The 15578-nt window shown below is 49.7% G+C and carries 12 protein-coding genes and 1 pseudogene; 11 read left to right on the top strand and 2 right to left on the bottom strand.

Annotated elements, in window-relative coordinates; translation table 11 throughout:
* Nucleotide 1: 1 nt before the first annotated feature.
* Complete coding sequence (locus ACO0LC_RS11590) at nt 2-3355, bottom strand: SNF2-related protein (RefSeq protein WP_423003128.1); 3354 nt, start codon at nt 3353-3355, stop codon at nt 2-4.
* A 194-nt stretch (nt 3356-3549) separates the two neighbouring features.
* On the opposite strand from ACO0LC_RS11590, the gene tkt reads away from it, so the two are divergent.
* The 9 genes and pseudogenes from tkt to ACO0LC_RS11545 form a co-directional block, all read left to right on the top strand.
* Nucleotides 3550-5553 (top strand): transketolase, encoded by a 2004-nt coding sequence (tkt, locus tag ACO0LC_RS11585; protein WP_423003126.1) that lies wholly within the window; start codon nt 3550-3552, stop codon nt 5551-5553.
* 14 nt (nt 5554-5567) lie between these two features.
* The gene (locus ACO0LC_RS11580) at nt 5568-6167 is read left to right on the top strand and encodes a GNAT family N-acetyltransferase (RefSeq protein ID WP_423003124.1); all 600 of its coding nucleotides are present in this window, start codon (nt 5568-5570) and stop codon (nt 6165-6167) included.
* A gap of 278 nt (nt 6168-6445) precedes the next feature.
* Nucleotides 6446-7459, top strand: coding sequence for a type I glyceraldehyde-3-phosphate dehydrogenase (gap, locus tag ACO0LC_RS11575; protein WP_422639180.1), 1014 nt, complete (start codon nt 6446-6448; stop codon nt 7457-7459).
* A gap of 129 nt (nt 7460-7588) precedes the next feature.
* The gene (gene lepB, locus ACO0LC_RS11570) at nt 7589-8269 is read left to right on the top strand and encodes a signal peptidase I (RefSeq protein ID WP_423003122.1); all 681 of its coding nucleotides are present in this window, start codon (nt 7589-7591) and stop codon (nt 8267-8269) included.
* A gap of 150 nt (nt 8270-8419) precedes the next feature.
* Nucleotides 8420-8893, top strand: coding sequence for a BON domain-containing protein (locus tag ACO0LC_RS11565; protein WP_423003120.1), 474 nt, complete (start codon nt 8420-8422; stop codon nt 8891-8893).
* A gap of 168 nt (nt 8894-9061) precedes the next feature.
* Nucleotides 9062-9523 carry a cache domain-containing protein gene (locus ACO0LC_RS11560; RefSeq protein WP_423003118.1) on the top strand — a complete coding sequence of 154 codons (462 nt, stop codon included), beginning with the start codon at nt 9062-9064 and terminating at the stop codon, nt 9521-9523.
* 401 nt (nt 9524-9924) lie between these two features.
* A complete protein-coding gene (locus ACO0LC_RS11555) occupies nt 9925-12033 on the top strand; it encodes a S8 family serine peptidase (protein ID WP_423003116.1) in 2109 nt (702 codons plus the stop codon).
* Between the two features lie 143 nt (nt 12034-12176).
* The gene (locus tag ACO0LC_RS11550; RefSeq protein WP_423003114.1) at nt 12177-12794 is read left to right on the top strand and encodes a hypothetical protein; all 618 of its coding nucleotides are present in this window, start codon (nt 12177-12179) and stop codon (nt 12792-12794) included.
* A gap of 72 nt (nt 12795-12866) precedes the next feature.
* A pseudogene (locus ACO0LC_RS11545) lies at nt 12867-13016 on the top strand (hypothetical protein); the annotation flags it as partial.
* A 54-nt stretch (nt 13017-13070) separates the two neighbouring features.
* Here the strand turns inward: ACO0LC_RS11545 and ACO0LC_RS11540 are convergent.
* Entirely contained in the window at nt 13071-13850 is a 780-nt protein-coding gene (locus tag ACO0LC_RS11540) for an IclR family transcriptional regulator (RefSeq protein ID WP_423003112.1), read from the bottom strand.
* Between the two features lie 280 nt (nt 13851-14130).
* On the opposite strand from ACO0LC_RS11540, the gene ACO0LC_RS11535 reads away from it, so the two are divergent.
* Both ACO0LC_RS11535 and cobT read left to right on the top strand, forming a co-directional pair.
* On the top strand, nt 14131-14529 hold the full coding sequence (locus ACO0LC_RS11535; protein WP_423003110.1) for a diacylglycerol kinase: 399 nt from the start codon (nt 14131-14133) through the stop codon (nt 14527-14529).
* Nucleotides 14530-14539: 10 nt separating this feature from the next.
* The gene (gene cobT, locus ACO0LC_RS11530; RefSeq protein WP_423003108.1) at nt 14540-15574 is read left to right on the top strand and encodes a nicotinate-nucleotide--dimethylbenzimidazole phosphoribosyltransferase; all 1035 of its coding nucleotides are present in this window, start codon (nt 14540-14542) and stop codon (nt 15572-15574) included.
* Nucleotides 15575-15578: the final 4 nt, after the last annotated feature.

The following is a 15578-nucleotide window of genomic DNA, read 5'->3' as shown; positions in this document are numbered from 1 at the left end:
TTTAATTCAAAGGTTCGAAAATACCCTGCAAATCTTCTGCAGTCAGTTGCGCGCTGGCGATTTCACCCTGATCGAGTATGGCGCGCGCCAGGTCAGATTTCTTGATCTGCATTTCCTGTATCTTTTCTTCCAGCGTACCCTTGGCTATCAGGCGATAGACAAATACCGGTTTATCCTGCCCTATGCGCCAGGCGCGGTCGGTTGCCTGGTTTTCTGCCGCCGGGTTCCACCAGGGGTCATAGTGGATGACGGTATCGGCCGCAGTCAGGTTCAGGCCCACGCCACCAGCCTTCAGGCTGATAAGGAATAACGGAACATCGCCTTCCTGGAAGCGCCTTACCACTTCTCCGCGATGTTCGGTATCTCCCGTCAACATGGCATAGGTGAGCTTTTTTTCTTGCAGGGCTTCGGCGATCAGGTCCAGCATGCTGGTGAATTGTGAAAAGACCAGTATCTTGCGTCCCTCGGACAGCAATTCTTCTACCATCTCTATGAGTTCAGTGAGCTTGGCAGAGGCGGGGGCTTTGCCCTTGCCCGTAGTCGTGCCGGTAATTTTGACCAGGCGTGGGTCGCAACAGACCTGGCGCAGTTTGAGCAAGGCATCCAGAATAATAATCTGGCTGCGCGCCACTCCTTTTTTTGCGATTTCATCGCGTACTTTTTTATCCATGGCGACACGCACGGTTTCATACAGGTCGCGCTGTGCTCCACTGAGTTCTATATGCCGGACTATCTCGGTTTTGGCAGGCAATTCAGTGGCGACCTTGTCCTTGGTACGCCTTAGCAAGAAAGGTTTGATACGGCGGGTCAACAAGGCGTGGCGTTGGGTATCGCCCAGCTTTTCTATAGGAGTGCGGAAATCCTTGGTAAAGCTTTTGAGATCTCCCAATAAACCAGGCATGAGGAAATTAAATTGCGACCACAATTCACCCAGGTGATTTTGTAAAGGTGTACCAGTCAGGCACAGACGATGATTGGCTTGCAGCAGGCTGGCAGTCTGGCTGGCCTTGGCCTGGGCATTCTTGATGTACTGGGCTTCATCGAGTATCAATAAATGATAGCGATGTTGTCGCAAGGCGTCTTCATCGCGTGGCAAGAGTGGATAGGTGGTCAACACCAGGTCAACTTCAGGAATTTTTTCAAACAGCTTGCTGCGGTCCTTGCCCTGCAAAACCAATACCCGCAAGCCGGGCGTGAAACGTTGTGCTTCGCTGGCCCAGTTATCCATCAGGCTGGTGGGGGCAACTACCAATGCTGGCTGGGTCAGCCTGCCAGCTTCTTTTTCTATCAGGATATGGGTCAGGGTTTGTATGGTTTTGCCCAGACCCATGTCGTCCGCCAATATGCCAGCCAGCTGGTATTCACGCAAAAATTGCATCCATGCCACACCTTCTTTTTGGTAATCGCGCAGATTGGCTTGCAAGCCAGTTGGCGGGCTGATGCTATTGATGCCGCCAAACTCTGCCAGGCGCTGGCCAAAGGCTTGCTGGCGCTCGCCGCCTATCCAGCGTAGATGCGTGGTGGCCGCTAATTCTGCCAGGCGTGCTGCATCCAGCATGGGCAGTCGTATGGCATCGCCCTGGTGTTCATTGAAATACAATTCACCCAGGACCAGTAAAATAGGTTTGATACGTGCATAGGGCAGGGCGACCCTGCTGCTGTCGGACAGGTTCAGCAAGACTTGTTCATCATCAGCACGCTGGTTCAATTGTTGCACACTAAAATCTTGCGGGGCCTGGCGTATCAGGCCAACCAGCAAGGGCAGCAGGGAAATTTTGGTCTGGTTGACGACGATGCCCAGTTCCAGGTCAAACCAGGTAGATTGCTGGTTTTCTTCTGCAACTTCGGCATACCAGTCTTCTACCTCTTCCAGGTCATAGCGATAATTATCCATCAGGCGCAAATCCCAGCCTTGTGCATGAAGCAGGGGTAATTGCTGGGTAGTGAATTTCAGCCAGGCGTTTTGGTCTCCCAGCACTAACACGTCGCCCAGATGATGCTCACTGATATCTTCCAGGGAAAATCCCAGGTCAAGCAGGGTTTGCATGGCGGCCTGTTCTGCCCGTTTGTCCCGGGTAATGCTTTCCACATCGTCACCATTGCGGCGCATGATGCTGTCGCCTGGCATGTCGAAGGGGATAAGGGCGTTATCGTAAGAGTATTGCAGCAGGGCAAAGTCTATGGTTTCCCAAGGTTTGCGTTCGTGACTACCCATGAGCAGCGAGGGGCGCAACTTGATGTCGTCGCGCTGGATTTTCTGCAACTCTGCAGGCATGGGGATGGTGTTTTGCAGCCCCAGCTCCAGCAGCTTATGTGCCATCGAAATGCGAGTTTTTTGACGCTCCAGCGCAATTGTAGGCGCTTCTTCTACCAGTCTGATCAGGGCAGGCAAATCCAGGTCGCCAGTAGTGGCCGCATGCAATTTGCCGCAACTCTGAGGCGTCACTATCCACGGAGGATCGGTAGGCAGCAAATAATACTCTTGAGGCAGGCTAGCGTTTTCAGTCGATAATTGCCAGCGCAGACGCATAAAGTCTTGATCTTCCTGCCAAATCAGATGGGCATGCTGATGCTCATGAAATTCCAGTTTTTTTATGGAGCTTTGCTTATTCTCTGTGCTCAGCCAGTATAGTTTTCCTGCCTTGGCGATACGCTCAAGCAAGACGGCACCCATTTTTTCTCTAGGATTGTAGTAAGAGTAATAGTAGGAATTCATCGTGCTCATATTGAACAAGGCCAGCAAATCGTAGTCATCGCCCTGGGTGAAATGACTGGTGCGCATCACATCGCGTACCGCCTGGGATAATTTGGTGTATTTCAGTTCACCCTTGGCGTTGAGTTTGGCCTTGCCTGGAATAAGGCGAACTTCCTTGCCATTTGCCAGCGTTGAGAGGGTGAAAATCAAAAAACCTTCATCAGGCTTTTCCTGTTTGCCTGGCTCAGTGTAGCGATCTGCATGCCTGGCATTTTGTGCAAATTCCAGTTCATGAAGCCATTTTTGCTCGGCGAAGCTGAGAGAAGTCGCGTTTGCAGGCTTGCCAGAGGGGGCGTTTTTTTGCTGGTGGTCTACAATGTTGAGCAAAACGGCAACAGTGTGTTTGCAGTTGTACTCGACCGGACAACTGCAGCCGCCGATAACTTCTTCCAGGACACCCTTATCATCAAAGATAAGCTCAATTTCCTGAGTATAAATATTACGTCCGCTGCCTTGTACTTCGGACTCTATAAAATCATTTTCAAAACTCCACCCTTTGACTTTGTTGTCATTTGCATAGCTTATGCCGCGTATAAAGGTCTCGCGAGGGAATTGTTCAGCTAAATCTTCCAGTGTGAAGCGGTGATTTTTTGATGGCATGTGTGCGTTTTTACTGGTAAAGCAAAGTGTTGAAGACAGAAACTAGTCTAGTTTGTTGCCTGTTTATACTTCTAAAGAGTCGCAATTGTAGTATGGACCTCATGCTCTGGTAAAATATCGGGTTTTCGCGGGGAGAGTTTCATGTCCCTAGCTCGCAACACTGACCAGTTTTCTCAAGACTACCTTCTGACACCATGATTTCATCTCTTCAGCCAGCAACACTCACCAAAATGGCCAATGCAATTCGTGCCTTGTCCATGGATGCCGTACAAAAAGCCAATTCTGGCCACCCAGGCGCACCTATGGGCATGGCGGATATCGCTGTTGCTTTATGGAAAGGCTTTTATCGTCACAATCCAGCTAATCCTAAATGGATCAACCGCGACCGCTTTGTGTTGTCGAATGGTCATGGTTCTATGCTGCATTATTCGCTGTTGCATCTGACAGGCTATGACCTGCCTATCGAAGAGATCAAAAATTTCCGTCAACTGCATTCCAAGACTGCCGGTCACCCTGAAGTGCATATTACGCCGGGCGTGGAAACGACTACTGGCCCTCTGGGTCAGGGCATTACCAATGCCGTCGGTATGGCACTGGCTGAAAAACTGCTGGCAGCCGAATTCAATCAGGGCGACTTGAAGGTTGTTGATCACTACACCTATGTATTCATGGGTGATGGCTGCCTGATGGAAGGCATTTCGCATGAAGCCTGCTCACTGGCTGGCACGCTGCAACTGAATAAACTGATCGCTTTCTGGGATGACAATGGCATTTCCATCGACGGTCATGTCGAAGGCTGGTTCACCGACAACACCCCAAAACGCTTTGAAGCCTATGGCTGGAATGTGATTCCGGCAATTGATGGCCACAATGCTGAAGCCGTAGCCAATGCCATTGCTGCCGCCAAAACATCCGACAAACCTACCCTGATCTGCTGCAAAACCGTAATTGGCAAGGGCTCGCCAAATATGGAAGGCACGCACAATGTGCACGGTGCCGCTTTGGGTGACAAGGAAATTGCCGCAGTACGTGCGCACATAGGCTGGGAATATCCACCATTTGAAGTCCCGGCTGAAGTCTATGAAGCCTGGGATGCCAAAGCAGATGGCGCCAAAGCCGAAGCTGAATGGAATACACAATTTGCCGCCTACACGGCCCAGTTCCCACAAAAAGCTGCTGAACTGACACGCCGCATGAACGGTGATTTGCCTGCCAACTTCGATGAAGTGGTGGCGAATGCGATTGCATCCTGTGTAGAGAAAAAAGAAAACATCGCGACCCGCAAGGCTAGCCAGAATGCGATCCAGGCATTTGCCCCATCGCTGCCAGAATTCCTCGGCGGTTCTGCCGATTTGACAGGTTCCAACCTGACCAACTGGAAAGAAAGTATTGCTGTCCGTGGCAATCAGGCTGGTAATCACATCAATTATGGCGTGCGCGAATTCGGTATGAGCGCGATGATGAATGGTATCGCCCTGCACGGCGGTTATATCCCGTTTGGCGCAACCTTCCTGACCTTCTCGGATTACAGCCGCAATGCCATCCGCATGGCTGCACTGATGAAAATCCGTACCCTGTTTGTATTCACCCACGACTCTATCGGCCTGGGTGAAGATGGTCCTACCCATCAATCCGTCGAGCACGTCTCCAGCATGCGCCTGATCCCTAACCTGGATAACTGGCGTCCATGTGACACGGTGGAATCTGCTGCTGCCTGGGCGCATGCAGTCAAACGCAATGATGGCCCATCGACCCTGATTTTCTCTCGTCAAAACCTGCCTTATCAAGAGCGCAGCGCTCAGCAAATCGCTGATGTCCAGCGTGGTGGCTATGTCTTGCAAGACGTGGCTGACGCAAAAGCTGTATTGATTGCAACCGGTTCTGAAATTGAACTGGCTGTTAAATCTGCGGCTGAACTGGCGCAGCAAGGTATTGCGGTGCGCGTGGTGTCCATGCCATCGACAGATGTATTTGACCGCCAGGATGCAGCTTACAAGGCTGCGGTACTGGGCAAGGGTTTGCCACGTATTGCCATCGAAGCCGGTGTCACAGACTTCTGGTATAAATATGTAGGTCTGGAAGGCGCAGTAGTTGGTATCGATACTTTCGGTGAATCAGCACCAGCTGGCGTCTTGTTCAAATACTTTGGCTTCACTGTTGACAATGTTGTTGCCAAAGTAAAAGCGACTTTAGTTTAAGCTGGAAGACGGAATTGACAGACATTACTGTGAGCAGCATCAAAGAGGTCAGCCTGCGTCGTGCTACTGTAGGCGATGCAGAGGCGATTGCTGCTGTACGTGTGGAAAGCTGGCAAGCTACTTACCGTGGCATGATCCCGGATAATTATCTGGATGAAATGCGCGTAGAAGACAGCATGCTGCAATGGCGACAAATCCTGCAAGCCATGTCGCAGGCAGAAGACCGCATTTGCGTGTATGTGGCTGAGAGCGAAGGTCATATCATCGGCTTCGCCTCCGGTATGATGCTGCCTGAGCCCAAGCTGGGCATGCAGGCTGAGCTGACCGCAGTATATCTGCGACCAGCCTGGCAGCGTTCTGGCATAGGCCGTCGCATGGTACAGAAAGTAGCACGCACCCTGCAGGCGCAAGGCGCAGAGAGTTTGCTGGTATGGGTCATCTCCGGCAATTCCATCGCCCGCAATTTTTATGAGGAGCTGGGCGGCGCGCTGTTGATAGAGCAGGCATTTAGCTGGGATGGCATGGATTTGATGGAAGTGGGTTACGGCTGGGGCGATTTGTCGGTGCTGATGGCATCGGTGAATGCCATGCGTACACCTTTGTCTTTGCATTAGACGTATTTTGAAGACCAAAAAGCTCACCACAGAGACACGGAGACACAGAGAAAAAACATGAGAAAAACTGATAAATGATGACTCGCATAAGCAAAATAGCTTGTGCCGTTCTCTTGCAGTTCTCTGTGGTGTAGCAAGGAATTCGTGTGGCATGCCACACGCTTGCGGAACGAAGGCTTTTTGCAAAAAGCCTTTCCTCCCTCGGTGCCTCTGTGTTGAGAGGTCTTAAAGTTTTACCTATTGTATTTATTGTTGTTTAGTCCTTTGGAGATAAAACCATGACGATTCGCGTCGCAATCAACGGCTATGGCCGTATCGGCCGCAACATCCTTCGCGCTCACTACGAAGGTGGCAAGTTCAAGAACGAGATCCAGATCGTTGCGATCAATGACCTCGGCAATGCAGAATCCAATGCCCACCTGACCCGTTACGACACAGCCCACGGCAAGTTCCCAGGCACAGTCACGGTCGAAGGCGACACCATGATCGTCAATGGCGACAAGATCAAGGTATTTGCAGAACGCAATCCAGCCAATATCCCTTGGGGTGAATTGAATGTTGACGTCGTGCTGGAATGCACAGGCTTCTTCACAACAAAAGAAAAAGCTTCTGCTCACTTGGCTGGCGGCGCGAAAAAAGTCATCATCTCTGCCCCAGGCGGCAAAGATGTTGATGCAACCATCGTCTACGGCGTTAATCACAATGTATTGAAAGCCACTGACACAGTGATTTCCAATGCATCCTGCACGACCAACTGCCTGGCACCTCTGGCCAAGCCTTTGAATGATGCTATTGGTATCGTCAACGGTTTGATGACGACTATCCATGCCTACACCAATGACCAGGTGTTGACTGACGTCATGCATGAAGACTTGCGTCGTGCACGTTCTGCCACCATGAGCATGATCCCGACCAAAACTGGCGCAGCTGCTGCCGTTGGCCTGGTATTGCCAGAACTGAATGGCAAGCTGGATGGCTACGCCATGCGCGTACCAACCATCAATGTATCCGTGGTTGACCTGACTTTCGTTGCTGCCCGAGACACAACAGTGGCAGAAATCAACCAGGTATTGAAAGATGCATCCGAAGGCGCCCTGAAAGGCATCCTGGATTACAACACTGCTCCTCTGGTTTCTGTGGATTTCAACCACAATCCAGCTTCCAGTACTTATGATGAAACACTGACAAAAGTATCTGGTCGCCTGGTTAAAGTGTCCAGCTGGTACGACAATGAGTGGGGTTTCTCCAACCGTATGCTGGACACTACTGTTGCACTGATGCATGCAAAATAATCTGCTTAATTTGTTGTTCAGATAGTTTTTGCAACATGCTTAAAAATACCCCGAACTTTCGGGGTATTTTTTTGTCTATTGAGGGTAAGCTTGGTTCATTGAAAGATATTTTTGTTTTGGGAGATTGCTGTGAAGCTCAAGAAACTGTTGGCTGACAATAAAGGTTTCATCGTACTCATGCTAGGCATGGTCTTTGTGCGCAGCGCGCTGGCTGATTACTACATCGTGCCCACCAGTTCCATGTACCCGACGCTGCTGGAAGGTGATCGCGTGATTTGTGATCGCCTGGCTTATGACGTCAAGCTGCCATTCACTGATGTCATCCTCAAGCATATGTCTGACCCGCAACGTGGCGATGTTGTCACCTTCACTTCGCCAGTGGATGGTGTGCGCCTGATCAAGCGCCTGGTTGCCGTGCCGGGTGATGTGGTCGAAATGCGTGAAGAAAAGCTGTTTATTAATGGTGTTGCCGCCAGCTATGAAGCGCTGGAGCCGCGCAGTGACGATCATCTGACACCAAAACGCGAATACAAAGGCCAGCAATTGGTTTACAAAGAACAGCTGGGCAGCATGCATCATGAAATGATCGTCATGCCAGAGCGTGAGGCACTGCGTTCCTTCGCTCCCGTCAAGGTTCCAGGGGGTGAATATATGATGCTGGGGGATAATCGCGATAATAGCCACGATTCCCGCTACATAGGCCTGGTCAAGCGTGAGTTGATTACCGGCCAGGTAAAACGCCTGATGTATTCGCTCAATGGCGACCAGTACTATTCGCCACGATTTGATCGCTTTGGGGCGAAAATTTAAAAACAGACAAGCATACAATTAAGTAACTCAAGAGCCAGTGCCAATTTTTTTGCGCTGGCTTTTTTATGATATGCAGCATCCCGGGAAATTGTTTAATATGCAAACTGTCTTCTAGCCGTTTTCATGATGTAGCCACTTGCCGGAGTGTGCATGCCTCTCACAGAAAATCAATATCAATTTGCTTTCGTACTTTTTCTCTTCCTTGCTCTGTTCGCGGGTACGGGGCAAACTGAAGAGGTGCGAAGCAATTACTTCAATGATCCTTTTCTCAATGTAACACTGGCCATCAAAGATTGCCCTGTCCCTGCTGGGCCCATGCTCACTGAGGCACAAGCCAGGGCTGAAGCACATTCGAGAATAGAGCGTGGCACTAGTTGTTATCAATCCGGGCAATGTCGATTGCCAAATTCCTATCTGTATGATCAGGAAATTATTCCCCGGGTAAAACGGGCAATCGAGGCAGATGGGCGGTTTGTTGAAACCAGTATCTGGATAGAGGGGCAACGCCGTTTTGTCTGGTTGAAGGGGTGTGTGCAGACAGTAGGACAGGCCAAAGAACTGGAAAAACTGGTCCGCAAACTCGATGATGTGGAGGGGGTAGTGAATTTGCTCAACTACAAATAAGCGGCATAGTCTATGCTGGTGAGAGATTTCACCACAAAATCATTAAATTGTTGCGCTGCACAGTGACTAATACTGGACGATGGAAATTAATTAATGAATGATTGATGCTGTAAAGCAATAGCAACCAAATCCGGGCATAGACACCCGGGCATAATAAGGAGATGGTTCATGAAAATATTCAGCAAATTGTTTTTGTTCGCAGTCATGGGTTTCTTCATGTCTTCGTCGGCGATGGCAAGGGAAGAGCGCGGTACGACAGCCCAGGCGCAAGCCATGGTGAAAAAAGGAATTGCTTACATCAAGAAAAATGGCAAGGAAAAAGCCTTTGCCGATTTCAACGATGCCGCGAACAAGGACTTTCATGACCGTGACCTCTATTTGTTTGTTTATGACATGAATGGCGTTAATTTGTCTCATGGTGCCAATCCTAAAATGATAGGCAAGAATTTGCTCGACTTGAAAGTGGAAGGCAAGCCCATCATCAAAGACATGATTACTGCGCTGAAAACCAAGAACGATGGCTGGATTGATTATCAATGGCCAAATCCTGTGACCAAAGCCCTGGAAACCAAGTCCAGTTATTTTGAGAAAATAGACGACTATTTTGTTGGAAGTGGTGCTTATAAATAAATCTGCAGGTCATCCCCCCCCAAAAAAACGCCATTGCATTGCAATGGCATTTTTTTTTGGGGGCTTATGTGAAACCTGTGAGGTTATATTTGGTGAGTAGCGCCTGTGTTGCAATAGTTTGCATTATCTTTTTGGCTTCAATATTGCCTCTTAGTTCACCGCTTTTCTAGCTCTGGGAATGACGATTTCCTGCGAGTTGTTTGCAGAACATATGCTCCTTTTTATTCGGATTGAAATCCGTTGTGTCTCATGCTGGCAACATGTTCTCGATCTTGTTTACCTAAACTGAGTTGCCCCTCACGCCCATTCGCATTGCCGTCCAAACTGTGACGGGCTAATTGATTTATATACAATGTTAATATATAATCTACTATTTTACTTAATAAAACGAGAGGTAAATCGTGCAAACATATCTAATTAAACCAGTAGCAGTTATCGCCAAGTCAGCTAGCCAGAAAAGCCATGGCGTGATACAGGTCTGTAAATTGCCCTTATCCATCATGATGCTGGCAGTATTGGGCGCTTGTGGTGGGGGAGGGGAAAGCTCGACGGCCGCAGTACAGGGAACGAATCAGGCAACTCCCAAAAGTGCCGTTGCGGTTTCTACGGTAACAAGTACGACAGCAGCTGCGACTACATGCTATGACGGGGGAATTAATAACCCCATTTCTGGAAACGATTCCTTTTATGAAAATGCCTGGCATTTAAAAAATACTGGACCGACCCAGGTCGTATCTGCTGTCAATAATAATGGCCTTGCAGGTATAGATGCCAATGTTGAAAATGTCCATAAAGATGGCAAGGGCTGCACTGGCAAAGGTGTAACGATAGCCATCGTGGATAGCGCGCTGGAAATTGGGCATGAAGATCTGGCTGCCAATGTCTTGCCCGGCAAGTCCTGGAATTTCGCCAATAATTCCGATGATCCTAGTCCACCCGTAGTGCAAGCAAGCACCGATCATGGTACCGGTGTAGCGGGTGTTGCTGCTGCAGTAGGCTGGAATGGTCGTGGCTCCCGTGGTACGGCACCATTTGCCTCTCTGGTGGCTTACCCTACTGTGGGTGTGACGCCGGTTAGTGGCACCAATCGTAGCGATATGGATTATCTTTCTTTCGGTGCCAGAAATCTGGCCGATAGCGTGCAAAGTGTTGTAACTTCCTTTGGCAACAGGGCTGACGCAACATCGATATTTAACTATAGTGCCGGTGCCGACTACGCTGCGCCTGCTGCGATTGACGATTTCTCCCCTTTTGAGCTGGCTTCAAAATGGGGCACTGGCAACCTGCGTTCGGGCTTGGGTGCTATCTATTTCCAGGCAACCGGAAATGAATTCAGCGGGATGACAGGTCAGCTGCCAGACGGCACGACCATGATGGTCAATTGTCATTCTGCATTATTGTCCGACGCCAATGCATTAGGCGGTGAATTATCAAATGTCAAGGGTATGTCTTGTGGCAATCCTAATCATGAATCACGCGGCAAGCCCTATTTCTACCAGGTAGCGTCGATACATAATACGGGCAAGGCTTCGTCTTACTCTAACTCTGGTGCATCAAATTGGGTGACCGGTTTTGGTGGCGAGTTTGGTACCCAGGAAGTGGCTATTATCAGTACCGATAATTCGGGTTGCGCAACGGGTGGCAATAACATCAGCAATAAATCTGATCTGGTCGCTCAATTTGGTGAAATTGCAGAAAAACTGATTGCCGATCTGTTTGGAGCCGCCTCATCCAAGGACCCGAATTGCAACTATACCGGGCGCATGAATGGTACTTCTTCGGCCACACCTAGTGTCTCGGGAGTAACAGCGCTCATGCTGGAAGCCAATCCCAAACTGAGCTGGCAAGACGTGGGCTACATTTTGGCGAAAACTGCACGCAAGGTCGACGCGACAATCGCTACAGGTGCCAATGCGGTCAACTTCACACCTAGCATGGGAACTGGCCCCTGGAATATTGAAGATCCTTGGATCGTTAATTCAGCTGGATTCAATTATCAAAATCGTTATGGCTTCGGTCTGGTAGATGCAGATGCTGCTGTCAAGCTGGCTACCAAATACACGCCACCAGCTGGCAGACGCAGTGGTATCTTGTCAGCGACAGGGGAGCCATCAACGTCCGCCCGCGTCAGCCCTACGGTGGGTGTCAATTCTTCCATGGTGACGTTCTCTAACGCCAGCGAGGTCAATGGACCTATGCGTCTTGATATAACCCTGACGAATAATTCCGGGACAGATATTAATCCGGGATATTTGCAATTCATCGTAGAAAATACGACGACTGGTACCAAATCCATCGTTATGCCAGCATTTACTTCCTGGTATGTGGGTGGAAAAAACTTCAAGATGCTGAAGGGCGCACAACAGAAATTCCGTTTCCATTCAAATGCTTTTTATGGTGAGCCTTTGGCTGGTAAATATAAAGTCTATGTAGTTGACTTTAGTGGCGCATCTGGTGGTGCAGGCAAGGCGCTGGATGTACAGACTGTGATTACTTCATTCAGTATTTAAAAAAACTCTTTTCTTACCAGCTTTAATAGCATCAGGAATTAGCTACATATTGCCAGGTTGATGAGAGCATGAATTGCCATCAATCTGGCATCCCAGTTAAATTCTGACGAATTCCCGCAAGTCGATTTTAAAAGTGCAAGGCAATGAAAAAATATTTGATAATCTCAATCATGCTGGTGATTGTTATTGTGGGTACCTGGTACTGTTTTTCACCCGAGGCAGTAGTGGCGTCGGGTGAGCTTGCATCTCAGCATGCATCGTCAGAGGCATCAATATCTTCTACTACTCAGGCGACTCACAGCGAGCCAGCAAATGTAACTGCCCAGACCGGGCAAGCTGGGGGGCTGACACCATCACAGGAGGAGCAGATGGCCTTACGGGCGCAAAATGAAATTCGACTGGATAGGCGTCTTCCCGACTACCATACCATGAAGATAGACGAGCGGAATTGGGCCATACTTGGCAGCAGAGAAGCGGACGGCATTGGAGGAAAGCAGACTGTACTGGTTATGCGTGACGAAGTCAGTGGTCAGCTGGCATACCGTCAGTCAGCTTTGCGTTTCTTGCTCAAGGACGGAACAGATTATGAGGCTTTCATCCGTGAGCGCAGCAAGGCCAGACGTTTGTTTGTGAACCCCTTATATGGAGAGATCGCGGTTGATGCTGCAGATATCACGGCCGAATATGTCGCCCTGGCAAAAGACGAGCGTGTCGCAAAATTAGACTTTATACCAATTGCAATACCTGTCAAACCAAAATAGTTGCAGACGAAAAACTGTTCATATCACTGACGACCCTATACAAAAATGTTTTAGGGCGCGCGCCCTGACCAGGCTGGTTATGATTATTGGAAAGCTGAATTGAGCGCCAATAAAATCAGCTTTGCCGGAACGCTAGCCAGCTTTACCGAAAGCCAGGAGAATAAACTGAAGGTGATCGGCGTCATCCAGAATGGTTTTGACTTTCTTGAATATCTTGGTTGAGCCTAAGCAAGAATCCGGGCCCTCAAGGCCCGGATTCTTATAAGCAATGCTGGATTATCTGTTCTCCATATAACCCAGGGTCAAGGAGATTTGCCTGGCTGTCTCGGTCAGATTACTCAGCCATTCTTCTTGCAGGCGATCGGCTGGTGCCGAGATCGACAGGCCGGCGATCATTTTGCCGCTATCGTCATGAATACCGGCGGCCATACAGCGTACCCCCAGCTCCAGTTCTTCATTATCCCTGGCATAGCCATTTTCGCGCACGGCGGCTAATTCTTTTTCCAGTTTGGCGAGGTCGGTAATCGAATTTTTATTGTGGCCAGTCAAACCTGTGCGGGTTGCATAGGCGCGTATGGCTTTGGGTTCATCCAGAGACAGGAACAATTTCCCGGTGGAGGTCAGGTGTAGCGGCGCGCGCCCACCTATGGCACGCACCACTTGCATGCCGGAGCGTTCTGAGAAAGCCCGGTCTATATACACAATTTCATCGCCCTGGCGCACCGATAGATTAATGGTCTGGTTGGTTTGACGATGCAGGGATCGCATGAATTCCAGCGCCGCTTCACGTACATTCAAGCGGCTTTTGACGATATTGCCCAACTCCAGCAAACGCATGCCCAGGCGGTATGAGCCTGTGTCGGCGCGGTCTACAAAGCGAGTGACCACCATGTCATTGAGAATGCGGTGTGCAGTGGATGGGTGCAAGCCTGTGACTATGGCCAGCTCCTTCAGGCTGACCGGATCCTGATAGCGCGACAGGGCATCCAGCAAGGACACCATGCGTTCTATTACCTGGATGGAAGTTTTCTCTGAGGAGGGTGTATCGTTTTTCATATGGTGGTTGGTGCGCTGCAATATACAAGTTATACCACAATGTGAAATGATCGTCACTGCTTCGTCGCCAAAATGCAGCACTGAGTCAGACATGGCGCAAACGCGCTTGCATTAATTTAATTTACAGTCGGTAAATTCCCTTGTTTGCAACGGCCAGTCCTGTAAAATTCGCCACCTGAGCGAAGGCAAGCTGGTCTGGTCTTCATCTGCAATACCGCTTATGCAGTAGCTTATGTAGTAGCTTATGTAATAGATTGAGTAACGAGTTTAAGGAATAAAAATGTCTGAAAAAGAGCAAGCTGTCAGCGAATTCAAAAGTAAGAGTGGTCTGCGTCGTATATTTTCGGCAATTTTATACTCTATAGATGGCCTGTGTTCTGCCTGGAAGAATGAGCATGCTTTCCGCCAAGAACTGGTACTGGTGGTGACAGGTTCCATCATTGCACTGTTTTTACCAGTGTCGGCTTTTGCCAAGTTGATGATGATTGCTGTACTGATACTTATATTGATCGTAGAGTTGATTAACTCTGCAATTGAAGCGGTGGTTGACCGTGTCTCACTCGAGCGCCACACCTTGTCCAAGAATGCCAAGGACTTTGGCAGTGCCGCAGTCTTGTTGACGGTCTTGATTGCCCTGGCAACCTGGACCGTGATCTTGCTGGACCGTTTTTACTATTGATGACCTGCCCATGAATATGCCTATCATTGCAACTGCCAACCCTGTGCTGGAAGCCGAACTTACTGCTGCCATCAATAACAAGACCAAACCCCTGGGCAGCCTGGGCCGTCTTGAACATTTGGCAGCGCAGATAGGTTTGATACAGCGCACCACGCAACCAGCATTACGCGCTCCTGCCATCATGGTGTTTGCTGGGGACCATGGTGTCGTTGCCGAAGGTATTTCTGCCTTTCCCCAGGATGTGACCTGGCAGATGGTAGAGAATTTTCTGGCAGATGGTGCGGCAATCAATGTCTTTGCCCGCCAGAATTGTATAACCCTGCATGTCGTGGACGCAGGCGTCAATCACGATTTTGGCAACCGTGAAAAACTGCTTAACAGGAAGGTCGCCGCTGGTACGCGTAACTTCGCCAAAGAACCGGCGATGACTGCTGAGCAATGCCAGGCTGCTTTGCAAAATGGCCGGGAATTAGTGGCAGGTTTGTCTGGTAATGTGCTGGGTTTTGGTGAGATGGGGATAGGTAACACGACTGCCGCTGCCGCACTCATGCATAAATTGACTGGCGTTCCGGTGGCTGATTGTGTCGGGGCAGGGACAGGTCTATCTTCCGATGGCATACGCCATAAACAAGTAGTGATAGAGGAAGCTATAGCATTGCACGATGATGTGCATGAGGCCGCAGCAGTGTTGGCTACTTTTGGCGGCTTTGAAATTGCCACCATGGTGGGGGCCATGCTGGCAGCGGCAGAGCGCCGCATGGTCTTGCTGATAGATGGCTTCATCGTCAGCAGTGCCTTGCTGGTGGCTTCCAGAATGCAGCCAGCAATCATCGATTATTGCGTGTTTTCACATCTCTCAGATGAAAGTGGCCATGCCCGTATGCTGCAAGCCTTGCAGGTCAAGCCAGTGTTGCAGCTGGATTTGCGCCTGGGTGAGGGCACAGGTGCTGCGCTGGTCTACCCTATGCTGCAGGCCGCTGTGAACTTCCTGAATCAGATGGCGACGTTTGCATCCGCCCAGGTAAGCGAAAAAAGCAGCGCTTGAAGTC

The sequence above is a fragment of the Undibacterium sp. JH2W genome (assembly GCF_049340425.1).
In the GTDB taxonomy this organism is placed as follows: Bacteria; Pseudomonadota; Gammaproteobacteria; order Burkholderiales; family Burkholderiaceae_D; genus Undibacterium.
The sequence above is the reverse complement of the archived record's forward strand: the minus strand, read 5'-3'. Positions and strand labels throughout refer to the sequence as shown.